Below are 23389 nucleotides of genomic sequence, written 5' to 3'. Positions count from 1 at the left end.
CTGCGGTACTCTGCGTACTGCTTGTACGCTTGCGCTCCTCGACCCAAATCTCGGCCCGCTCGCGACGTTTTTCAACAGCCTGCCAGTCACGGCATTGCTGGGGCCGCATTGTCGTGCGCCCTGGCCGCGTTTCACCGAAAGCGATGACGCAGGAATGTGGCGAGCTGCTGAGGGCGCCGCTTCAATGGCAGTCCGGCACGGCCTGATCCAGATACACCTCGAACGCGATGTTCTGCACGGCCTTCTTCGTCAGCTCGTTCACAAATCCGCTGGCGGTCCAGTCCTGCACGACTTGCGTGAGAAAGGCCGTGGTATTCGTGTCCATCTTCGTGAGGACCAGCGCGAGCGGGGCGCGCTGCGGAGTGGTGAGCGTGGCGGAGAACTTCTTCCATTCCGGCAGCTTGATCAGCTCTTCCAGCAGGGTGTTGTCGTGGACGGTCGCGTCGCATGCGCCGGTGCGCAGGGCGATGAGTGCATCGGCGGGGGCCCTGAAGCGCATTTCGATGGCGCCGTATTGCAGGGCGGGCATGCCGACATAATGGCCGCTTTCCGCGACGCAGACCTTGCGGCCTTTCAGGTCGTCCCAGCGCTTGATGTCGGTATCGTCGCGCATGATGGCCATCGGGCCGGCCGTGTAGCCGGTGGGGATGATGGTTGCCGAGCGCGGCAAGCGGCGCTTTTCCGTCAGCGTGACGAGGGCAATGTCGGCATTGCCGGTGTCGGCGCGCACGGTGACCAGCGGCAGTTGCAGGCGTTTGGCGATGTCTTCCGCGAGTGCGGTGTCGATGGTTTCGGGCGTGCGAAACTTCGTGCCTGCCTTGTATTCGGGCGCGACGTAGTGGACGGCCGCAACCAGCTTCTTGCGCTTGCGCGCATGGTCGAGTGCCGGTGCCGCCAGGGCGTCGGCAAAGAGCGCGATCAGCGCGAGACCAAGCATGGACATCTTCATTCGGCGATGAGCGAATGAGGATGGCGACACGCAGCGTTGAAAAGTCGTCGTCTCAGACATATTGATAGCGCAGCACGCGATGCTTCAGCTTCTCCAGCAACAGTTGGTCGATCAGCGGGGCGAGGATGGCGATCGCAAGAATGTTGGTCATCACGCCCACCATGTCGGCGGTTTCACCAGCATAGGACAGCGAGCGGCCCAAACCTTTCCCGAAACCGACCAGCATTTCGCAGGAAATCAGCGCGCGCCAGGCATTGCCGAAGGCGAGTTGCGCGCCGGTGATGAGTTCCGGCATGACGGCGGGCAGGTAGACGCGCTTGATCATGTCCCAGCGCGATGCGCCCATGACGCGCGCGGCGGAAACATGCACGTGTTGCACGCTCTCGGTCGCATTCATCACGGACAGCGCAGCGGGGAAGAAGGCGGCGACGGCGACCACGACGATGATCGGCATGTTGCCGAAGCCCATCAGGATCAGGAACAGCGGCACCCAGGCGATCGAGGGGATCGATTGCAGGATGATGATGGCGGACTTGAGCACTTCACGGAAGAAGAACAGGATCGCGCCGATCAGGCCGAAGCCGACGCCGAACAGCATGGCCGAGCCGTAGCCGACGGCAAGGCGCGACAGGCTGCCCCAGAGCGCGGCGCGGAAATTGTCGGTCTGTACTTCCTGCCACAGACGCGCGATCACCGTGGGCACATCCGGCATCAGGTAGGCGGGCAGCGACCAGGCGGCCACTTGCCAGCCGAACAGGATGAAAACAACCGCCAGTCCGAAGGCGAGTTGTTTGCGATAACCGGAGATGCGGGTTCTGGTGCTCATGTTTGTCTTTAAACGAGATGGCCGGCGCGAGCCGGCCATTTTATCGATGTTTCCTCCCCTGCGCAGGTGCGGAGAGTGGTGCTGCTTACAGCTTGCGTTCCTTCTGCCAGCTCAGATCCAGGATGTTCTTCACGTCATACGGTTTGCCGTCGCGCGTCTTGAGCGAACCCTGTTCTTGCAGGATGCCGGCGATTTCCTGCATGCGTGCCTCGTCCTTCGCGGCGATGATCGGGCTGAAGGTCTGGCTCTTGATGGCGCTGGTGATGACGGTTTCGCGCGGCACCTCGCCTTTCTTCAGGGTCTTGAGCGTCGGCTCGGCGATGAAATAGCCGGCGATCAGCTTGGCCGCGTCAGCCGGCTTTTTCTGCAGCATCTCGATCGCGTCGCGTTGCGCGTCCAGCGATTTCCATACGGCTTCCTTGCGCTTCTTCAGCGTGTCGCCGGAGGTGATGACGACCATGCAGGGGAAGGGCCAGACTTCGCCGATTTCATAGATTTCCTTGACCGGCGCCACCAGCTGCGCGATGGATGCCTGCGGCTCGAACAGGAAGGCGGCATCGACGCGCTTGCCGACCAGCGATTGCACCGCGACTTGCGGGCTGACGCCCATGATGTTGACTTCGTCCGGCTTGAGATGCGCCTGCTTGAGCACCACACCCTTCAGCACGGTGTCGGCGGTGCTGCCTTCGGCTTGCGAAGCGAGCGTCTTGCCTTTCAGGTCGGCGACAGTCTTGATGCCGGCGTCTTCACGCACCACCAGCGCGTGGTAGCCTTGCTGCGCGCCGCCCACCACTTTCAGGTCTGCGCCCTTGGAGGCCCAGGCCAGCGCATTGGTGAAGCCGAGCACGCCCGAGTCGAGCTGGCCGCCGACGATGGCCTTGATCAGGTCGGTGCCGGACTTGAATTCGACCAGTTCCACATCGAGCCCCTGCTTCTTGTAGAAGCCGGCTTCCTGCGCGACGATCGCCTGCGCATCGTCCATCACGCGCAGGTAACCGACCTTGAATTTTTCATTGGCAGCGGCTTGTCCGGCGATGGCGAATATGGCCAGCGCGGAGATGAGAAATTTCGACAACTTCATATTCCTGCTCCTTCCAGTAAGGCGGTGTTTTCTTCGTGCTCGGCATGGATGCCGAGCAATCCCAAAATCTGACGGCGCACCGGCGCGAACTCCGACAAGTCGTGCGTCTTTTCGTAGTGCGCCAGATTGAATTCCTGCAGCACGGTCGCGGGCCGCTTGCTGAACACCAGGATGCGGTCGGCGAGAAACAAGGCTTCGTCGACATCATGCGTGACCAGCAGCACGGTCGGGCGCGCTTCGCGGATCAGGTCGCGCAAGGCATCCTGCAGCGTCATGCGCGTCAATGCGTCGAGTGCGCCGAACGGCTCGTCCAGCAGCAGCACTTTCGGATGCGAAATGAAGGCGCGTGCCAGGGCGGCGCGTTGCCGCATGCCGCCGGAGACCTGGTGCGGGTAGTAATCTTCGAAGCCTTTCAGGTTGACCTTGTCGAGCCATTCGAAAGCCTGCTTGCGCGCCTGCTTCTTCTCGACCTTTTGCAACTCCAGTGCCATCGCCACGTTTTGCGCCAGCGTCATCCACGGATAGAGCGCGTTTTCCTGAAACATCAGCATGCGCTCCGGATTCGGCCCCTGCACCGGATTGCCGTCGGCGAGCATGCTGCCGGCGCTCGGCTTCTCCAGGCCGGCGGCGATGTGCAGCAAGGTCGACTTGCCGCAGCCGGAAGGACCGACGAGGGCGATCAACTCGCCTTCTTCGACCTCGCGACTGAATGTCTTGATGACATGCAGGTCGGCAAAACGCTTCTCGATGTTGTTAAACGATAGTTTCATTCAAATCATTTCGTGTCGCCGCGGGCGACGTCGCAAGAAAGACAGTGGAGGCGATGCGCCGATGTGCGCACCTGGGTAATGTGAATGCGGGGCTTAATTACTTTTCGCAATATCGAACTTTAATGATGGACGGTGGCAAGTACAACAATTTTTCCGAACTATGCTTATGCGCAAATCGAATAAGAGCTGAGGCGGCGCAATGCACTGCTTGCAGAATTGGCAAGCATGGATGCGTCGGCCGACAAAAGGGTGAAGCATGATGACAATTCATCAACACGCTGGGCAAGGTCGTTGTGCGCAATGCCTTTTTGACCGCGGCGCTATCGATTAGATGCACGAGGGAGAGGCCATGCGCTATGAACTGTATTACTGGCCCGAGATACAGGGGCGCGGCGAATTCATTCGACTTGCCCTGGAAGAAGCGGGTGCCGATTATGTCGATGTCGCGCGGCGCGCGGAGCGCAATGGCATGGGAATGACGGCCATGATGCGCCTGATGGAAAGCCAAGCGGTTTCTTGCCCGCCGTTTGCGCCGCCGTTCCTGAAAGCGGGCGAACAGATCATCGCGCAGACGGCGAACATTCTGCTGTTTCTCGGATCGCGTCACGGGCTTGCCCCGGACGATGAGGCGGGCCGCTTGTGGGTGCATCAATTGCAGCTCACCATCGCGGACATGTTGTTGGAAGTGCATGACACGCATCATCCGATCGCCGCCAGTCTTTACTACGACGAGCAGAAGCCGGAAGCCTTGCGTCGGGCAGAGGAATTTACCGCGTCGCGCCTGCCGAAATTCCTCGGCTACTTCGAGACTGTGCTTGCACGCAATCCGAGCGGGGAATCATGGCTGGCCGGCGATACGCTGACTTATGTTGACCTGTCGATGTTTCAGATGATCGCCGGTTTGCGCTTCGCGTTTCCGCGCAACATGAAGCGCCTGGAGTCCGACTATCCCTTGCTGATTGCACTGCATGATCGCGTCGCGGCGCGCACGCGAATCAAGGCTTACCTGAAGTCGAAACGGCGCATCCCCTTCAATAACGAGGGCATCTTCCGCCACTACAAGGAGCTGGACTTATGATTTTTCGCTGCGCCTGCCGGCATTGCGGCGCTCGGCGGCGGATGGCAGTTCCACCGCAGGCACCGGGCTCTCGTTGGCCGCGATGAATGCTTCCAGCGAGCCGAACAGCGCGTTGATGGCCGGCTTGCCGAAAGTCTTTTCTATCTCGTCGTATTGCGCGTCGATCAGGGGCGCGATCTCCGCGATCAGCCGGTCGCCCTTCGGCGCCAGTCGCACCATCACGCGGCGTTGATCTTCCGGCAAGCGCGCGCGGCGCACCAGGCCCATGTCTTCCATGCGCGCCAGCACCCCGGCCATGCTGGGACTCTGGATCTGGCACAGATCGCAGAGCTCGCGCGGTTCGAGCTGGCCGCGCTCGTCCAGCACCCGCAGGATGCGCCATTGCTGCTCGGTGACCCCGAAGTGATTGAGAATCGGGCGGAAATGCGACATCAGGCACTCGCGCGCCTTCAAAAATAGCTGGGGCAGGTTGCGGTATGTAATGCGATGTTTCACGGAACCTCCATGTTCGCCGGTGTCGTCCGTCAAAGCGGATCGATGGGGGAACTATTATACTCATTGACTCACTAACATATTAGTGATTTAATCGCTCATATATTAGTAAACTGCCCGCCGGCCGCCATCGACTTTCATTGTGATTTGCATCGGGGCGAGCCTCTCTCCGACGACGCCTCCTGAAGGCAACATCATCGCCATGCCGGTGCGCCGGCTTGAGCCGCGCGGCGGTTTCCCGTTCCCGACCGATTTCATGAAGGAGACCATCTTGCTGAATCCGATCAAGCTGACCCGTTACGATGACCGCATCCGTCTTCCGCAACTGCGGGAAAAAGTCACGACTGCGAGCGCCGCGGCCGCCTGGGTGAAAGACGGCATGACCGTCGGCATGAGCGGCTTCACGCGCGCCGGCGATGCCAAGGTGGTGCCGTTCGCGCTGGCCGAGCGTGCTCGCCACGAGCAACTCAAGATCACGCTGATGACAGGCGCCTCACTCGGCGCCGACGTGGATCGCACGCTGACCGAAGCCGGCGTGCTGGCGCGCCGCATACCCTTCCAGTCCGATCCCGTGCTGCGCGCGGCGATCAATCGCGGCGAGGTGATGTACGTCGACCATCATTTGTCGGAGACCGTGGAATTGCTGCGCACGCGGCAGATCGCGCCCATCGACGTCGCCATCATCGAAGCCGCGGCCATCACCGAAACCGGCGCCATCATCCCGACGACCTCGGTCGGCAACAGCGCCAGCTTCGCCATCCTGGCCGACAAGGTGATCGTCGAGATCAACCTGACGCAACCGGCCGAACTCGAAGGCCTGCACGACATCTTCATTCCCAAGCCCCGCCCCAACCGCGAGCCGATTCCGATTACCGGCGTCGAGGACCGCGTCGGCACCACTGCCATCCAGATTTCGCCGGAAAAGATCGTCGCCATCGTCATCACCGAAAAGCTCGACAGTTCCTCCACCGTCCTGCCGCCGGACAACGAGACGGCGGCCATCGCGAAGCATCTTGTCGCGTTCTTCGAGAATGAAGTGAAGCTCGGGCGGCTGACGGAAAGCCTGTTGCCGCTGCAGGCAGGCATCGGCACCATCGCCAATGCCGTCATGTCGGGCTTCATCGACAGCCCGTTCAAGCACCTGCGCATGTATTCGGAAGTCCTGCAGGATTCCACCTTCGAGCTATTCGATGCCGGCAAGCTGGATTTCGCATCCGGATCGTCGATCACCCTGTCGCCGCAAAAAAGCGCGCATGTGTTCGCCGACATTGAGCGCTACAAGGACCGCCTGGTCCTGCGTCCGCAGGAAGTGAGCAACCACCCGGAAATAATCCGGCGCCTGGGCATCATCGCGCTCAACACCGCGCTGGAAGCCGACATCTACGGCAACGTGAATTCGACGCATGTGCAGGGCACGCACATGATGAACGGCATCGGCGGCTCGGGCGACTTCGCGCGCAATGCCTATCTATCGATCTTCGCCACCAAGTCGATCGCCAAGGGCGGCAGGATTTCCAGCATCGTGCCGATGGTGACGCACGTCGACCATACCGAGCACGATGTCGATATCCTGGTGACCGAAGTGGGTCTGGCGGATTTGCGCGGCCTCGCACCGAGGGAAAGGGCGCAGGTCATCGTTCGCAATTGCGTGCCTTCGCCCTATCGCGAAATGCTGGAAGCGTATGTGGCGGAAGCCGATCAGCGCGGCGGCCACACGCCGCATGTGCTGGAAAAAGCCTTCTCCTGGCACGAACGCTATCGCGAGACCGGCTCCATGCTGCCGGCCGCGCAAGCGTAAGCAAATTGATCAGGGCACGGCCTGCGGTGCCGGCAAGGCAGCGTCGAGCGTCGCTTCCACCGTGCTCACTGCCGGCGCAGCACCCTTGCCGCGCAGCGCATAACGATTGAGCCCGGCCATGTGGACACGGCACAGGTAGTCCGGCCAGCTGATCAGCCGCGCATCGACCGGAAACAAGGCCTTCTCCTCGGGGCTGAAACGCTCCGCCAGCGCAAGCAGGCGCGTGTTGTGGAAACGGTAGCGCGGCAGGGTATAGAAAGAGAAGGTCACGGCCAGCGTCTGCGTGGTGCGCAACTTTTCCAGCGAGCGCGATTCGCCCTGGCGTCCGAGCAGGCGGCGCGCGCCCGACCATAGGCTCACCCCGGCGTGCATCGCCGCCATCGCCAGATGGAAGCTGGTGTGATTGACCACGCGGAAATCGTGCGTCGGCTCGCTCAGGAACAAGCGATCATAGCTGCGCCAGTTGCGCTTGCATTCCTCCTGCAATAAACCGATCACCTCACCGATCCGCACCGGATTGCCCAGGCTGCTGCTGCATTGATAGATGCGATGCTGGGTCGGTTCCATCAGGGCCTCGGCGGTCGCCATGATGATGCTATTGGCAACCAGGTCGGCCGGGATGATATCGATGACGCCATCCGGTTTCGCCGGAAAGAAATCCGTCTTGCCGCGTGCATAGGCGAGGATGATCGCGTCCGCCACCTTGACGCCTTCAACCCAGCCGGCAGTCGGCTCCTGCAAGGTGCTCTCGATGATGGCGGGGCGCACGATGCTCAGTGCGCGACCCTGCATGCCGCGCATGGCAAGCTGTTCGCCCATCCATTTTGTGAAGGTGTAGGTATCGTTCCAGCCGTAGCGGTTTGCCTCGCGGATGCCGAGTTCGGTCAGCTTGCGGTCGCGCAGCTTGGGTTCGCTGAAGCTGGCTTTTACCTGCTCGATCTTGTGCTGCAGCTTGCAGATCAATCCTTCGACGTCGTAGTAGCCGTCGCGATGGCGCGTGATCGCCGCGCCCGCCGGATGCACCATTTGCTCGCGCATCTCGCCGCGGTTGTAGCCGTTCACGTAACAGGTGGAAATCTGGATCAGCGGCACATCGGCCGCACGCGCCAGCGAGGTGATGTGGTGCAGGCTCAGCGCGTTGATGGCGAGCGCCTGATCGAGCGGCTCGCGGAAATCGACGCTGGCCGCGGCATTGATCACCACGTCCACGCGCGTGGCGAGTTCGACGAACTTGCCTGCTGACAGTCCGAAGTTCGGCTCGGTCACTTCGGCGGTGATGCATTCGATCCGCTCGTTGAAAAAGCGCTCGAGGTAATCCGGATTCTCGGCGCGCAGCTTGTCGAAAACCGACGAGGTCGCGACCTCCCTTTCGAATCGCTCGCGCGCGCTGTCGCTGCCGCGCCCGCGCCGGATCGGCAGAATCACGCGATCGACATCGGGAACGGCACGGATGAGCTTCTCCAGCACGACCTTGGCCAGGAATCCGGTGGTGCCGGTCAGCAGGACACGCTTGCCGCACAATGCGGTCCAGACGCTCAGGTTGCGCGCGTTTCGTTTCATTTCTTCTTCTCTCATTCTGGGCGGGACCATGCAAACCGCTCCCGCCTTGCGGACAAAGCTTGCTCAGATAATGCGGGTCAGGCGGAACATCGCGAACATCGCCAGCCCGGGCATGGCGTTGCGATGGCAGCAGTAGGTCTTCTCGACCACGCCCTGGAAGCGCGACTTGGCGAACTCCAGTCCCTTGAAGTTGTACAGAAAATCCATGCGCTCGCGGATCACCGACATCGTGCTGCGCAGCAGGCGCGATTCCTGCGGCTCGACGCCGTCGGCCAGCATCAGCGGCACCAGTCCGAGGTCGAGGTAGGGCACGCCTTCGGCCTTGAAGACTTCCATCGCGTGCACCATCAGTGCGTACCACAGGCCCTGCTTGAAGTTGGCCGAGGAACGCGAAATGTTCGGCACGTAGCTGATCAGCTTGCCGTTCTGGTAGATCGGATCGAAAAAGACGAAGCCGACCGCTTCGCCATGGTGATAGGCGTAGAAGTAGCGCGTACCTTCGCGGTAATCGATCAGCATCGGCCGGATCAGGAAGCGGATCTCGTTGTTCTTGCAGCGGCGTGTGCGTATCCAGGCTTCGGATATCCGCTTCGCATCGGAATTGAAGCCGGTTTCGCGGATCTCGATGCCCTGGTTGCGCGCCTGGTTGATCGCGGTGCGGATCACCTGTTTCTTCGCGCCGCGCAGCGACCAGTTCGCCAGATCGACTTTCGATTCGCTGCCGAACTGGGTGCCGTAGTAACCGTAGCGGCGGTGCAGATGGTCGACCACCGGTTTGCTGACCTGCACGAACATGGCATTCGGATATTCCGCGAGAAAGCGGTCCAGCAGCATCTCGCGGTGGTGCGGCGCGCAGACCGGATCGGCCAGCGCAAAGCGCATGCCCCAGTGGCGCGCGTAGGCGACGTAGCCCATGCCGGACACCTCGAAATACGACATGTCCGGCTGCATGGTCGAGAACGCCATCGAATGCGAGCCGAATTGCTTCAGGCAGGCAACCCGGCGCGCCATGTCGAGATGCGCGATGCTGGTGTTAATCGGCCTATCCAGCGCAAAAGCCTGATCAGACAAAGTGACCTCCGTGATGTTAGGTAGAGGAGCCAGCGATCGATCATTCTTCAACGGACGCACGGGCGACAGCGCGAGTGGCGCCTGCGAACGCCGCACAGCGGCATTCGCGCCCGATGCGATGAGAAAAACGTGACGGACCGCCTGCCCGGATCAGACAGGTTTCTTGCCGAGGACCGACCAGTAGCAGTTCAGCAGCAACAGGCGGAAATGCCTTTGCTCGCGGATATGCAGGCCGAGCCGCTTCATCCATTCGGGATAGTTGTAGATCTTGTGGACGGCATTGCCGGCAAAGGCCCAGAAGAACAGGACCGCGCCGTACCAGTAGGCGACCTTGACCGCGCGCGAGAGGATGTTTCCGGTCGGGTAGGAGAAATCGCCGACCACGACGTCGGCGCCGGGCTTGCCGAGCTTGATCAGATGCTCCAGCACGCGCACCATCATTTCTTCATCGAACACATTGAGGAAGAAGTTCGCGACCACCATGTCGTACTGCTCATACTCCTCGACCTTCATGATGTCGCTGTGCACCTGGCGGATCTTGACGGTGATGCCTTCCTTGTCCATGTTGCGCTGAAAGTTCTTCAGCATGGTTTCCGACAGATCGACCACGGTGACCTCGGCGCCGAGCTTGGCCGCATGCACCGCATCCTTGCCATGGCCGACTCCGGCGAACAGCACCTTGTCGCCGGGCTTCAGATGGTCCAGCATCGCGACCTTGCAATGATGAATCGACTTGCCGCTGTAGAACGCGCTCAACCAATCGTAGACGGGACCAACCAGCTTGTATTTGTCTTTCATCGCTTCTTCCTCAGGTCTTTTCAACCTTGTCGTAGGCGCCGGCGGTGTGACCCGCCGGCGTGTCTCCTCGCACCCGGTATCGGGTGCTCTTCACCGCAATCATTCAGTGCCGCGGGGGGCGCAATAGAGTGGCTGCACTAGAGCGTTAAGATTAAGCCAAGACAAAAAATAAACATCGTGTTTCACCTTGGCTTCGCAGGCCAAACTTATGACCTTGAAAGTCACGACGCGGGGAGTTTTCGCGGAGTAATTTTTGTGCTTGAAAGGAAAGTTTCGCCAGCGCAACGGATGGCCGGCGAAAGCTCTGATCGAGGACTATCGGTTCTTGTTCCGAAGGGGGCAGCGTGATTTTTTGTGGAAAAGGACGATCAGACCTCTGCGGCGAGGCTTAGCGCTCATCCTCTTGGCCGCGGGCCAAGGCCTTCAGCTCGGTGTACTTGCGCGCGGAGCCGTACGACTGGTCGACCGGGTAGCGTTGCGCGTTCTTGGCGATCTTGTCCTGCGCGGCCTGCAGCAGGTCAATGCCGCTTTCTTCCGCAATCAGCAGCAGATACAGGAACACGTCCGCGCATTCATCCTTCAGCGCCTGTCGGAAGCGGTCGTCGTTCTGCAGGGAGGAAAGCTCTTCATCCGTTTTCCATTGCGTCAGTTCCAGCAGCTCGGCCGATTCGAGATTGAGCGAGATGATGAGGTTCTTCAGCGTGTGAAACTGCTTCCAGTCCCGCTCGTCGCGGAACCGGAGCAGCAGCGTCTTTACCGAATCGATGGTGGCCATGGCATGCGCGCGTTGAAAGGGGGTAAGGAACGAGTATAGCGCTGCTGCTGCTGATGCTGATGCGTGGCCTTAGAGAATCGTCATTTGCAGGTGCGCCGTCATCAGCGTGACGAACTCGCCCGCCGGCACTGGCTTGCTGAACAGGTAGCCCTGCATCTCGTCGCAGGCATGTTCGCGCAGGAAGGTTTCCTGTTCCTGCGTTTCCACGCCTTCCGCCACCACCGTCAGCTGGAGCGTCTTGCCCATGGCGATGATGGCCTCGGTCAGCGCCTTGTCTTCCGCATTGGTGGCGATGTCGCGGATGAAGGAGCGATCGACCTTGAGCGTGTCGATGGGGAAGTTCTTCAACTGGCCGAGCGAGGAATAGCCTGTGCCGAAATCGTCGATCGCCAGGCGCACGCCCATCGCCTTGATCTCGCGCAGCAGGCGCAGCGCATGGTCCGGATTCTGTATGACCATGCCTTCGGTGATTTCGAGTTCGAGCAGATTCGGCGCCATGCCGGTTTCCTGCAGGATCGCGGCGATGTCCTGCACCAGGCGCTCGTCGGTGAACTGGCGGGCGGAGAGGTTGACCGCCATATGGATCGGCGGCAGGCCCATGCGTTGCCAGGCGACGTTCTGTTCGCAGGCGGTTCGCAGCACCCACTTGCCGATCTGGACGATCAGGCCGGTGTCTTCCGCGATCGGGATGAAACGCGCCGGGGAGACTGTGCCGAGTTCCGCGTTGTCCCAGCGCAGCAGCGCCTCGACGCCGGTGATGCGGCCCTTGTCGAGTTCGCGCTTGGCCTGGTAGTGCAGGGTGAACTCCTCCCGTTCCAGCGCCTGCCGCAGATTGGTCTCCAGCGCCAGGCGTTCCAGCGACTGGGCGCGGATGTCCTTCGAATAGAACTGGTAGTTGTTCTTGCCTTCATCCTTGGCGTAGTACATCGCAATGTCGGCGTTCTTCATCAGCGACTGTTCGTCGCCGCCGTCCTGCGGATACATGGCAACGCCAATGCTGGCCGTGATGTGGCAGTCGCGCCCGCCCAGCGTGATCGGTTTGAGCGTCGCCGACAGGAGCTTGCGCGCGACCGTCGCCGCCTGGGTCTCTTGCTGCAAGTCCTGGATCAGCACCACGAACTCGTCGCCGCCAAGGCGCGCGACCACGTCGCTGGCGCGCAGCGCCTTCTTGAAGCGCTTGCTGATTTCCTTGAGCAGCTGGTCGCCGGCTTCGTGGCCGAGCGAATCGTTGATGAACTTGAAGCGGTCGAGGTCGATGAACAGCACCGCGCAATTGCGCTGGTAGCGCTGCGCCGAGGCGATCGCGTTGGCGACCAGATGGCTGAACATCACCCGATTGGGCAGGCCGGTCAGGCTGTCGTGCGTGGCGAGGTGCTGGATGCGTTCTTCCGCGATCTTCTGCTCGGTGATCTCGCGCGATACGCCGCGATAGCCGGCGAACGCGCCGCTGGCGTCGAACACCGGTTCCGCGCTGACGCTGATGTAATACGGCCGGCCGTCGGCGAGCAGGCGGTGCATGATGATGTCGCGGAAGGACTGGTGCGCGGCCAGCAGGTCGCGATGGGTCTGCCATCCGCCGAAGCCCTCGATCTCCAGTTCGGTTTCCCATGGACGTTTGCCGAGGAAGGAATTCTCGATCGAATCGGCGCCGGTGCGCCGGCTTTCCATGCGGGTGTAGCGAAACTCGTTATCCTGTTCCCAGTACCAGTCGGAGGACAGGTTGGTCAGCGCACGGAAGCGCGCCTCGCTCTCGCGCAATGCCTGCTCCATGTTTCTGCGTTCGGTCACATCGCGCAGGATGCCGCGAAATCCGATCGCTTGGCCGTCGAGGTCGCGCACCAGTTGCACCGAGCCTTCGCCGGTGATGGTCCGGCCATCCTTGCAGATCATCTGCCAGTCGAAGCTGTGCGCCGGCACGCCGGTGCGATAGACCTGGTTGAAGGTTGCATAGACGGTAGCCGCGGCCTCCGGTCGCTGAAAGCGGCGGTTGTTCTGGCCGAGGAGTTCCTCGGCGCTGTAGCCGAGCATGCGGCAGAAGGCGCTGTTGCACAGCACGATATCGCCATGCAGGTCGACTTCGTAGTAACCGTCTTCGATGGTATCGAGGATGCCGCGGTATTTCGCCTCGCTTTCCCGCAGCGCCTGTTCGGTCCTGCGGCGCTGGGTCACGTCGCGCAACATGCCGCGAAATCCGGTCGCCTCTCCCTGCAGTCCTCGCACCAGATGCACCGAGCCTTCACCTACCACGGTGCTGCCATCCTTGCGGATCATCGCCCAGTCGAAGCTGTGCGTGGGTGCGCCGGTGCGAAATACCTCGCTGAAGGTGGCATACACGCTGGCTGCAACCTCGGGTGTCTGGAAGCTGCGGTTGTTGAGGCCGATCAGTTCCTCCGCCGTATAGCCGAGCATGCGGCAAAAGGCGCTGTTGCAGCGCACCACATTGCCCTTCAGGTCGACCTCATAGTAGGCATCCTCGATCGATTCGAGAATGTCGCGATATTTTTCTTCGCTCGCGCGCAGCGCTTCAATCGCGCTGTCACGCTCATTGCGCTCGTTATCTCCTGCGCGGCTGTTCACGCTATCTCCTTCGCTGTCGATTCCCGGCATTTCCGGAAACCGCCGGTCTATCCTAACAGGCTGTTGAAAAACGTAGCGAGCGGGCCGAGACTGGGACCGAGGAGCGCACGCGTACGCCTGTACGCAGAGCACCGCAGGCCCCGGGATCGGCCCGCGCAGTAGTTTTTCAACAGCCTGCTAATTCTTGTAAAAACCCGTGGTGATCACCACGTCTTCCGCCTTCTCCGGATAGGCGGATTTCTGCTGGATTGCATTGGATGCCGGATTCACCCACTCATAATTCACCCGTCCGCGGCCGACGCTCCCGGCTTTCGCCAGGATCTCCTTTATGAACGGCTTGTTGTCGGCATCCTTTAATTCGCTGCTTGATGCCGTCCGTGCGAAAACGCCGGCGGCTTGACGCAGCCGAAACACATACTACGCCGATTTGAAAAAAATTGCTGTACGGCAATAAATTGATCTGAAATAGACTTCTCTTGTTGCAATCGCGTGATTCACTTCCTTCATTGTCATTTTCTTATTTTTTCGAGGCGATTAGAGCGCTAATTCTGTTGCTGGGGTTCAATCGCGCCGATACCATGGTCGAGATAAATATCCAATAGGCAATCCAGCATGCCCTACCAAGCCAATATTTGCTTCCCTGCGCGCAGATCGCCAAGCGCTGCCCGCACGGCATGTTCACCGATGGATGATTGAGCCGATGGAATGGCCATCCGAACTGAACAAGCGAATGAAGAAAATGCCGCGGCAACGCGTCGGACTGGCCGTCGGTCTTGCGGCAGCGGCCGGGACATTGATGGCGGCCTCGCTGCCGCATTGGCTGGTCGCCGCGCTTGCGGCGGGGCTGTGCGCACTGATCTATTTTGTGGTTGCCGGGCCGCTGCCGGAAACCGACCACAGCTTGCGCGAATCGGAACGCAAGTTCCGCAACTTCGTCGAGCAATCGCTGGTCGGCCTGTACGTGGTGCAGGACGGCAAAATCGCTTACGCCAACAGCAAGTGCGCGGAATTCCTCGGTTATGACTCGCCGGAACAACTGGTCGGCACGCCGGTCGCCGCGCTCACCCATCCGGACGACCTGCCCACCCTGCAGGAAAATCACCGCCGCCGTCTGTCCGGCGAAGTGACCAATCTGCGCTACACCTACCGCGCGGTGCGCCGCGACGGCAGCATCGGCTGGGCCGACGTGCATGGCAGCGTGTGCGAATACGAGGGCCGCCCGGCCATCATGGGCGTTGCGCTCGATGTCAGCCAGCAGGTCGCCTTTGAGCAGCAGTCGCGTCTCGCCAACCGCGTGTTCGATTCGGCCAGCGAAGGCATCGTCATCACCGACGCCGAATGCCGCATCGAGGCGGTCAACCCGGCCTTCACCCGCATCACCGGCTACAGCGCGCCCGAGGCGACCGGCAAGTTTTCGCGCATGATGACCGGACACGGCGCCGAGGTGAACCACGACATGCTGTCGCATCTGGCACGCGACGGCCATTGGCAGGGCGAAATGCTCGACCGTCGAAAGAGTGGCGACTGGTACCCGGCCTGGCTGTCGATCTCGACCGTGCGCGACGTGGAAAAGAAGATCACCAACTACGTCGGCGTGTTCACGGACAATACCAGCCGTAAGGAAGTCGAAACGCGCCTGCAATTCCTCGCCAGCCACGACAGCCTGACCGGCATGCTCAACAGGACCGGCATGATGGCGAAATTCGCGCAGCAGATCGAAGGCGCACGCATCGCCGACCGCCAGATTTCCCTGCTGTTTATCGACCTCGACCGCTTCAAGACCGTCAACGATACGCTGGGCCACCTGGCGGGCGACCAGTTGCTGGTCGCCGCCGCCGACCGCTTGCGCCGTCAGCTCAAGGAAGGTGACATCGCGGCGCGCCTGGGCGGCGATGAATTCACGGTGCTAATGGACGACCCGCCGTCCTCCACGGCAGCCGCTGAATTGGCGGAACGCGTGATCGCCGCCATGGCGCAGCCATTCACGATCGACGGCCAGGAAATGTTCGTCACCGCCAGCATCGGTATCGCCTGCTTCCCGGCGGACGGCCATGACGCGGCCACGCTGCTGAAGAATGCCGATGTCGCCATGTACCGCGCCAAGCAGCGCGGCCGCAACACCTACCAGTTCTTTACCAGCGACATGAACACGCGCGCCTTCGAGCAGCTGCTGCTCGAAAACAGCCTGCGCCATGCGCTGGAGCGCGGCGAATTCGTGCTGCACTACCAGCCGCAGTTCGACGCCCTCAGCGGTCGGGTCGCCGGCGTCGAAGCCCTGATCCGCTGGCGCCATCCGGAACTGGGGCTGGTGCTGCCGGGCACCTTCATTTCGCTGGCCGAGCAAAACGGCCTGATCGTGCCGATCGGCGCCTGGGTCTTGCAGGAAGCCTGCCGCCAGGCCAAGGAATGGCTGGACGCCGGCTGGCGCATCGGTCATATCGCGGTCAATCTGTCGGCCAAGCAGTTCTCCGCCGGCGACCTGCTCGACACCATCCGCAGCGCACTCGATCGCAGCGGCCTGCCGCCGGCCATGCTGGAGCTGGAGATCACCGAAAGCACCATCATGAACAATCCACCCGAAGCGGTGCTGCTGCTCGACCAAATTCGCGACATGGGCGTGGCGATCTCCATCGATGATTTCGGCACCGGCTACTCGTCGCTGGCCAGCCTCAAGCAATACCCGCTCGACAGTTTGAAAATCGATCGCGGTTTCGTGAAGGGCATCCCGCATGACGCCGACGACGTCGCGATTACCGAAGCGATCATTGCGATCGCGCACAAGATGCGACTGAAGGTGGTGGCGGAGGGTGTGGAAAACAGCGAACAGGCCGATTTTCTGCGGGCCGCGGGCTGCGACATGGAGCAGGGCTTCCTGCTCGGAAGGCCGATGGCCGCCGCTGACCTGGCTCGCCAGTTCGCCGGCAGGGGCCTGAGCGTTTCCTGAATTTGCGCTGAACGAGCAATAAAAAAGCCCGCGAATCAGGAGATTCGCGGGCGTAAATCCAACTCTTGGAGGGAGTGGAGGAGACGCTTTACACGGAAGACGGCGCCATCACGGGCGGCTTCCCAATGCAGGCGAAGGTCTCGCCTGCATCTTCATTCGATCAGCTTCCGGAATGGTTGCCCTGGGCATTGCGCGCTGCCTGCATGGCTTCATTGCGCACTTCTTCGCGGCTGCGGGTGGATGCAACATGCGTGAACTCGACGTATTCATTGTTGCCGGTGGCTACCTGGCCGGATGCATACGCTTGTTCCAGTTCGGCGCGTACTTCGGCGCGAGTCTTGCCGGGCACTGCCGCGGTCTTGAATTCGACGTATTCGGTATTCTTTGCCTGCAGTTCTGCCGGAGTCGCAGCCTGCATTTCGGCGATCACTTCGGCGCGGGTCTTGGTCGACGCGTGGTTGGAGAAATCGACGTAGGGGTAGGTTTGGTCGGCCAGGGCCGATCCGGCGGCGGTCAAAACGGCGACAGCGGCAATCAGGTTTTTCGCATTCATTTTCATTCTCCACAGATTAATTGATGACTCCGGGCTCGGCGGTTCAGGCGTATGTGCAGCCGTCGGGTCCTGCCGTCGTGAGTCGCACTGCGTTGTGTTGTGTGCTCATCGATGACTGCAGTGTAGCGATACCGGACTGTTTGAAAAACAGCAAAGAATACAATGATTTATTTCTGATTCAGAAATAATCAAGGGGGTGGGGAGTCAGAGGAAACTTTTATGACGGTAAGCGTTTACTCCGCGGCCTGCTCAGCGCCGGCGCGATGCTGGTGTGCGACCTTGATGACGGTCTTGCGGATCGTGTTGAGAACGGTGGCCGATTTGAAGGGCTTGACGATGAAGCCGTGCACGCCGCGTTCCAGCGCGATCTGCACGGCGACGGGATCGAAATTCCCCGACACCATGAACACCAGTGCCTTGGGCAGGCCGGCGCGCAGCGTGTCCAGCCGCTCCAATCCTTCCGCGTCGACGGCACCGATGTCCACGCAGATCATTTGCGGTTTCAGCTTGATCATCGCGGCCAGTCCCGCCGAGGTGGAACTCGCATCGCCCACCACATCGAAACCGCCGTCGACCAGCACGGAAGTCAGCAGATTGCGCGAGATGGCATTGGCGTCGATAACGACCACTTTGAGCATGTGGGGCGGTCCTCAGGCTTGTCGCGGGCCGGGTGCGCGGGCGCATTCCGGCGTCTCCGTGTTTGTATTTTTGTCATGTGCACGGTCATCGAATTTTCCGTGTCCACGGCGCAATAGTGTCACGCTTCCGCCCTGGCCGCAATCCGTCACACCGTCGTTTCGCCCCAGACAGAGGCGAACGCATCGCTCGTCACCGGGCGGCCGAACAGATAGCCCTGCGCATGATCGCAGCCGGCATTGCGCAGGAAATCCACCTGCGCCTTGGTCTCGACGCCTTCGGCCACGGCGTTCAAGCCCAGAGTCTTGGCCATCGCGATCATGGCCCGCACGATCGCCTCGTTGTTGCCATCCTCGGTCACATCGGTGATGAAGGAACGGTCGATTTTCAGCTTGCGCACCGGCAGGCGCTTCAGATAACTGAGCGATGAATAACCGGTGCCGAAATCGTCGACCGACAATTGAATGCCGAGCTTATCGAGCTCTTCGATCACTTCGAATGCCTCTTCGGTCTGCATCAGCACTGATTCGGTGATCTCCAGTTCCAGCGCGGAAGCCGGCAGCTCGTGTTCGTGCAGGATGCTCGCAACCAGCCTGGCGAAACCCTTGCGTTCCAGCTGTCTGACCGACAGGTTGACCGCGATCTTCGGCAAGTCGAATCCGGCGCTTCTCCAGTCGCGCATCTGGCGGCATGCGGCGCGCAGCACCCATTCGCCCAGATGCGTGATCAGACCGCTGTCTTCCGCCAGCGGGATGAACTTGCCCGGCTCCAGCACGCCGAGTTGCGGATGATTCCAGCGCACCAGCGCCTCGGCGCCCACCACCTGATGTGTTTGCAGATCGATCTGCGCCTGGTAGCACAGCAGGAATTCATCATTGATGATGGCCTTGCGCAAGGCCGATTCCAGTTCCAGCCGCTCCAGCGCGTAAGCCGTCATTTCCTGTTCGTAGAAATGGAACTGGTTCTTGCCGTATCCCTTGGCGCGGTACATGGCCGCGTCGGCGTTTCTGATCAGCGTATTAGTGTCGCCGCCGTCGGTTGGATAGAGGCAGATACCGATGCTCGCGGTCACATACAGCTCATGGCCTTCCAGGGAGAATGGCTGCTGAAAGACCGCCGCCAGTTTCTCCGCCACCAGGGCCGCGCCGCGCGGGCCGTCCAGCTCATTGACGAGCACGATGAATTCATCGCCGCCCAGCCGGCCGATGGTATCCGCCTTGCGCAACTGCGACTGCAATTGCTGCGCCACTTCGCGCAGCAGGCGGTCGCCCACATGATGGCCGAGCGAATCGTTGACGTTCTTGAAGTTGTCGAGGTCGATGAAATAAACCGCGAAGATCGTTTTCTCGCGCGTGGCGCGCTGGATGTTCTGCGCCAGCCGATCATTGAACAGCAGGCGGTTCGGCAATTGCGTCAGCGGATCATGGTAGGCGAGGAAACTTACCTTATCCTGCGAACGCTTGATCTCCGTGATGTCGGAGAACACGCCGACGTAGTGCGACACATCGCCGCGGTCGTTGCGCACGGTGCTGATCGACAGCCATTCGGGGTAGATCTCTCCGCTCTTCCTGCGGTTCCAGATTTCGCCTTTCCACTGGCCCGACTGATCGAGAGCGGACCACATCTCGTCGTAGAACGCCTTGTCCTGGCGACCCGAGTGCAGGATGCGCGGCGTCTTGCCGAGCACCTCCTCTTCGAGATAGCCGGTGACCTCGGTGAACGCCTTGTTGACGGCCAGGACCTGCGTGTCGCAGTTGGTGATGATGACGCCTTCCTGCGTATTCTCGAACACCTTGGTCGCCAGCCGCATCCGTTCTTCGGCCTTCTTCCGTTCGCTGATGTCGGCAAACACCCAGACGCTGCCGCCCTTGAAGCGCTCCGAGGTCAGCGCATGACCGGTCAGCGCGCCCCAGAAAATGCTGCCGTCCTTGCGCACCAGCTGCGTTTCGCGATGGAACGACAGCCCCTTGCGCAGGGCGGCATAGGCGTCGCGCGCCAGCGCGCGGTAGGCATTGCGGTCGGTGTACAGGCGGTCGCTGCGCTTGCCGAGAAATTCGCCGGGCGCGAAGCCGAACAATTCCTCCATGCGGCGGTTGCAGGTCAGCACCGTGCCCTGCTTGAGGAAGGCGACGCCTTCCGAAATCGTGTTCAGGATTGCGTCCTTCTCGATCAGCAGGCGCTTGGTTTCCTCTTCGGCACGGCGGCGCTCGATGATTTTTTCGCTCAGCACGCGGTTTGCCTCCAGCAGAGCGGCGGTGCGATCGCGCACCCGGGCGTCAAGCTGCTCATTGCTCTTTTCAAGCTTGCTGCGTTGCGTCTGGATGATCCGATGCGCGCGTGCTACGACAAAGTGCAACGCCGCATACAGCAGGGCCAGCAGCCCGACCACCGAGGCTACGACCATCACCAGCGCTTTCTGCATCTGCAGCACGAAGGGCGTGACGTCGGAGGAGAGCTCGAAGACCGCGACGATGCGCTGCCTGTCGTCCAGGACCGGCAAGTAGCTCGATGCCAGGTCGCGATTTTCGATGACGCCTTCGAAGGCATCGACACTGTCGCGATGTGTCAGCTCGCTGATGACCCGGCCGGCGGCGGCGGTCGCGAAACCCGGGTTGTTCCGCCTCATCTCGCCGATCTGTTCATCCTTGGTCGAAAAGATCGTCAGTCCATCCAGGTTGTAGATCTTGATCTTCGCCACATTGGTGCCGTTCATGAGCGACACGGCGCGTTGGCGCAGCAGCGGAATATCGATGGCCGTTTTCAGATCGCCGGCCGGCATGGAATGCGAGCGGCGGACCATTTCGGCAACGTCGGGCCACAGCGAATTCCTGAAGGTGGTCGCCATCGCGACGTTCTTTTGCTCGCTGAGCGAGAGCAGTTCGGCGACCGCGAAATGGTGGCTGATCACGCCGAGCGCAATGGCGATGACGACGATAAAGCCGAAGCTGATGACGGAGTAGTAGTGGCGAAGGTTGAAACTTCTCGCGTTGCTGGCATCCATCGCGTGTGGTCTGGCCGGTCGAAGCGGCCAGGGACGGAAATGAAAAAATCATTATATCGACGAGGTTATTTCTTTTTCGCAACCAACAGTAGCGACGTCGAAAAATCTTGACCTGGAATCAGAAACCGGCGCCCGGCGATGGCGTGACGGCCGATTTCAGCTCGCCCCGAAAGCCGTACGCGTTGTATCAACGTCCCGACAAAAACGAATTGCCGGACGAGCGCGCTGCAGTATCATGTTATTGACCGGACACACCGGTTCCCCATCGAGCAACAGGAGGCAAGCATGTACCGCAAAATACTGGTCGCCTACAACGGCACCCCGGAAAGCCGTCTCGCGCTGCAGGAATGCATACTTCTTGCGCCCGGACCCAGCGCGCAAGTGCATCTGCTCGCCGTGGTGGCGCCTTCTCCCATCGTGCTGGCGGGGGAATTCGTCGCGGCGGTTCCCACGCTGGATGAAGAGCAGGCCGAGAGGGATGCGATGGAACAAGTGCTGCAGGCCGGACGCAAGCTGTTGACCGACGCGGGGCTCAATGTGGCGACGCATCTGGAAGTCGGCGAGCCGGTGAACGTCATCGCCGACCTCGTGAACAAGCATGGCATCGAGCTGGTGATCGTCGGGCATTCTCGTCAGAAAACCTTCGCCATGCGCTGGTGGCGCGGATCGATGGACGCGGTGTTGGTGGACAAGATCCGCTGCAGCGTGCTGGTGGCGGCGGATCCCAAGATGTCATCCTGAACCCGCCGCTTTGCCCGACATGAGCGCGGCACGCTCTACGCATGCCGCGCCCGGGTGATTACGGACAAGGCGTCAACTGCGGCGCGATGACATTGCGCGTGTTGATCGTCGTCGGATTGTCATCCGTCCCGCCCGTGTTTTTGGTGAAGGTGCATCCGTAGGTCGGGCTGGCAACGGTTGCCGCCGTCAATACATCATCCCCTGCCGGCTTCACGCCGGATTCCGCCCACGCCACCATGGCGGTGAAGGCGTCCACCTGTTCCTGCACGGTGAAGTCGCAATGGCTCGGCGCGCGAATCGCACGCTGAACCAGCCACCCGCCATTGCCCGCCGCCTCGGCCCGGCGGCGATAGATTTGCTCCATGCTGAACGGCACATACATGTCACCCAGCGTGTGCAGCGACACCACCGGAATATGGAACTGGCCGTTGACCTTGGGAATCCAGCGCAGGCCGTCGCTGCGCAGGCGATTGGCGTCGGCGGCGCCGGTGAGCTTGGGAATCGAGGCATTCAGCGCGGCTTCTTCCGCCGATACCGCCGGATCGCTGTCGAGCTGGTAGGTGAAGCGGTTGGTGTCGAGCGTCGACTTGGTGAGGATGCCGTTCACCGTACCGTCGCTGCCGAAGGTGCCCCAGACCACGCTCTGCAGGGCGGTATTGCCGAAGCCTTGCGCGAAGACCGGGCGTTCGCCGCCGGTCAGGTTCTTGACGATCGCGGCCAGCTTGGCGCCCTGCGCGGTCGGCGCCGTGCTGAAGGTGGTGAACAACGCGCTGCGCACGCTGGCGGCGATGTCGGCGAACTGTGCCGTTGGATAGTTCGGCTGGCCGGCCAATGTCTGCGCGGCCAGCTGGTAGCCGGCGAAATAGTCGAACAGTTCGGTGTCGCCCATCACGCCGCACATCGGCACTGCGCCGTCGTAGCGCATCTTGTTCTTCGCGGTGTTGAAGGTTTCATCCTCGATCGCCGCGCCCGTGATATGGCCGCCCATCGAATGGCCGATGATGTAGGTCTTGCTCGGCATGCTCAGGGTGCGGCCCTTGGAGGAGGCGATGCTGGCGAAATTGAGCGCCAGCGCATTGGTGTCTTCCACCCCGGCGCGTACATCGTAGTAATTCTTGCTGTAACTGGAGGCCGCCCAGGCGTAACCGTTTTCGATCAGGTAGCGACGGATCGAGGGCGTGGTGATGGCCAATTGCGGCACCGTGCCGACATAGCCGTGCGCATACATGACCAGCCTGCCGTTCCAGTTGCGCGGTACTTCGATGCGATAGCCGGCGCCGTTCAGCACGCCGGTCCAGCGGTCGGTCTGCACCGTGGTGCCAGCCAGGGCCTTGAAGCTGGCGCCACCGCTGGTGTCGGTTTCATAGTCCGGTGCGGTGACGAAATTCGGTGCGGTGAAACTGCGGGTATCCTGCGCGCGGGCTTCTTCGGTATCGTTGCCGCCGCCGCATCCGGCCAGCCAGAAGGCGCTTCCCAATGCCAGCGCGACGGCTCGTAGAGTCGTGTTGTTCACTTATTGTCTCCTCGTTGTTGAGTTGTCCGGGCCTAGCCGACTTCATGCGCCCGAAGCTGCGCCACCGGCCCGTGGCGGAGCAGCGAGTCTTTCATCTGGCGCTTTCATTGTTCTGCAGGGCAGAATATCGTTTTGTTTTTCGTTTAGTGTATAGACTGGCAACTTGCATGTAAACCAACTGTCGCATGTAGCGCAGTTGCCGGGTGGCAGAAATGCGATTGCATTG

At 61.2% G+C, this 23389-nt stretch carries 19 protein-coding genes; 4 read left to right on the top strand and 15 right to left on the bottom strand.

What is annotated here, in order from left to right; genetic code table 11:
- Window positions 1-181: 181 nt before the first annotated feature.
- The 4 genes from VJ651_RS01220 to VJ651_RS01205 form a co-directional block, all read right to left on the bottom strand.
- Window positions 182-937 carry a transporter substrate-binding domain-containing protein gene (locus tag VJ651_RS01220; protein ID WP_324105676.1) on the bottom strand — a complete coding sequence of 252 codons (756 nt, stop codon included), beginning with the start codon at window positions 935-937 and terminating at the stop codon, window positions 182-184.
- 64 nt (window positions 938-1001) lie between these two features.
- Window positions 1002-1775 (bottom strand): ABC transporter permease, encoded by a 774-nt coding sequence (locus tag VJ651_RS01215; RefSeq protein ID WP_136417965.1) that lies wholly within the window; start codon window positions 1773-1775, stop codon window positions 1002-1004.
- Window positions 1776-1860: 85 nt separating this feature from the next.
- Window positions 1861-2856 (bottom strand): ABC transporter substrate-binding protein, encoded by a 996-nt coding sequence (locus VJ651_RS01210; protein WP_324105675.1) that lies wholly within the window; start codon window positions 2854-2856, stop codon window positions 1861-1863.
- Window positions 2853-3626, bottom strand: a complete 774-nt coding sequence (locus tag VJ651_RS01205) for an ABC transporter ATP-binding protein (RefSeq protein WP_324105674.1) — start codon at window positions 3624-3626, stop codon at window positions 2853-2855. Before VJ651_RS01205 ends, VJ651_RS01210 begins: the two co-directional genes overlap by 4 nt.
- 349 nt (window positions 3627-3975) lie before the next feature.
- Here VJ651_RS01205 and VJ651_RS01200 point away from each other — a divergent pair, with 349 nt between their 5' ends.
- On the top strand, window positions 3976-4704 hold the full coding sequence (locus tag VJ651_RS01200) for a glutathione S-transferase (RefSeq protein ID WP_324105673.1): 729 nt from the start codon (window positions 3976-3978) through the stop codon (window positions 4702-4704).
- Here the strand turns inward: VJ651_RS01200 and hpaR are convergent.
- A complete protein-coding gene (gene hpaR / locus VJ651_RS01195) occupies window positions 4699-5199 on the bottom strand; it encodes a homoprotocatechuate degradation operon regulator HpaR (RefSeq protein WP_324105672.1) in 501 nt (166 codons plus the stop codon). The two genes, VJ651_RS01200 and hpaR, sit on opposite strands and share 6 nt — an antisense overlap.
- A 253-nt stretch (window positions 5200-5452) precedes the next feature.
- On the opposite strand from hpaR, the gene VJ651_RS01190 reads away from it, so the two are divergent.
- A complete protein-coding gene (locus VJ651_RS01190; RefSeq protein ID WP_324105694.1) occupies window positions 5453-6994 on the top strand; it encodes an acetyl-CoA hydrolase/transferase family protein in 1542 nt (513 codons plus the stop codon).
- A gap of 9 nt (window positions 6995-7003) precedes the next feature.
- Here VJ651_RS01190 and VJ651_RS01185 read toward each other — a convergent pair whose 3' ends face one another.
- From VJ651_RS01185 to VJ651_RS01160, 6 genes are all read right to left on the bottom strand, one after another.
- Window positions 7004-8554 (bottom strand): fatty acyl-CoA reductase, encoded by a 1551-nt coding sequence (locus VJ651_RS01185; protein WP_324105671.1) that lies wholly within the window; start codon window positions 8552-8554, stop codon window positions 7004-7006.
- Between the two features lie 63 nt (window positions 8555-8617).
- Window positions 8618-9625 (bottom strand): DUF2156 domain-containing protein, encoded by a 1008-nt coding sequence (locus tag VJ651_RS01180; RefSeq protein WP_324105670.1) that lies wholly within the window; start codon window positions 9623-9625, stop codon window positions 8618-8620.
- A gap of 150 nt (window positions 9626-9775) precedes the next feature.
- Window positions 9776-10423: a class I SAM-dependent methyltransferase gene (locus VJ651_RS01175; protein WP_136417960.1), complete on the bottom strand. Its 648-nt coding sequence runs from the start codon at window positions 10421-10423 to the stop codon at window positions 9776-9778.
- A 388-nt stretch (window positions 10424-10811) separates the two neighbouring features.
- Window positions 10812-11198: a nucleotide pyrophosphohydrolase gene (locus VJ651_RS01170; RefSeq protein ID WP_324105669.1), complete on the bottom strand. Its 387-nt coding sequence runs from the start codon at window positions 11196-11198 to the stop codon at window positions 10812-10814.
- Window positions 11199-11267: 69 nt separating this feature from the next.
- Complete coding sequence (locus VJ651_RS01165; protein ID WP_324105668.1) at window positions 11268-13775, bottom strand: sensor domain-containing protein; 2508 nt, start codon at window positions 13773-13775, stop codon at window positions 11268-11270.
- Window positions 13776-13952: 177 nt separating this feature from the next.
- Window positions 13953-14189, bottom strand: coding sequence for a cache domain-containing protein (locus VJ651_RS01160; protein ID WP_324105667.1), 237 nt, complete (start codon window positions 14187-14189; stop codon window positions 13953-13955).
- 316 nt (window positions 14190-14505) lie between these two features.
- Between VJ651_RS01160 and VJ651_RS01155 the strand changes: the two genes are divergently transcribed.
- Complete coding sequence (locus VJ651_RS01155) at window positions 14506-16719, top strand: sensor domain-containing protein (RefSeq protein ID WP_324105666.1); 2214 nt, start codon at window positions 14506-14508, stop codon at window positions 16717-16719.
- 160 nt (window positions 16720-16879) lie between these two features.
- On the opposite strand, the gene VJ651_RS01150 is transcribed toward VJ651_RS01155, so the two are convergent.
- From VJ651_RS01150 to VJ651_RS01140, 3 genes are all read right to left on the bottom strand, one after another.
- Window positions 16880-17272 (bottom strand): DUF4148 domain-containing protein, encoded by a 393-nt coding sequence (locus tag VJ651_RS01150; protein ID WP_324105665.1) that lies wholly within the window; start codon window positions 17270-17272, stop codon window positions 16880-16882.
- A 233-nt stretch (window positions 17273-17505) separates the two neighbouring features.
- Window positions 17506-17910, bottom strand: a complete 405-nt coding sequence (locus VJ651_RS01145; RefSeq protein WP_324105664.1) for an ANTAR domain-containing response regulator — start codon at window positions 17908-17910, stop codon at window positions 17506-17508.
- A gap of 146 nt (window positions 17911-18056) precedes the next feature.
- Window positions 18057-20909: a sensor domain-containing protein gene (locus VJ651_RS01140; protein WP_324105663.1), complete on the bottom strand. Its 2853-nt coding sequence runs from the start codon at window positions 20907-20909 to the stop codon at window positions 18057-18059.
- 285 nt (window positions 20910-21194) lie between these two features.
- Here VJ651_RS01140 and VJ651_RS01135 point away from each other — a divergent pair, with 285 nt between their 5' ends.
- Window positions 21195-21650 (top strand): universal stress protein, encoded by a 456-nt coding sequence (locus VJ651_RS01135; protein ID WP_324105662.1) that lies wholly within the window; start codon window positions 21195-21197, stop codon window positions 21648-21650.
- Window positions 21651-21708: 58 nt separating this feature from the next.
- Here VJ651_RS01135 and VJ651_RS01130 read toward each other — a convergent pair whose 3' ends face one another.
- Window positions 21709-23163, bottom strand: coding sequence for an alpha/beta hydrolase (locus VJ651_RS01130; RefSeq protein ID WP_324105661.1), 1455 nt, complete (start codon window positions 23161-23163; stop codon window positions 21709-21711).
- Between the last annotated feature and the right edge of the window lie 226 nt (window positions 23164-23389).

The organism is Noviherbaspirillum sp., assembly GCF_035254865.1.
Taxonomy (GTDB): Bacteria; Pseudomonadota; Gammaproteobacteria; order Burkholderiales; family Burkholderiaceae_D; genus Noviherbaspirillum.
The sequence above is the reverse complement of the archived record's forward strand: the minus strand, read 5'-3'. Positions and strand labels throughout refer to the sequence as shown.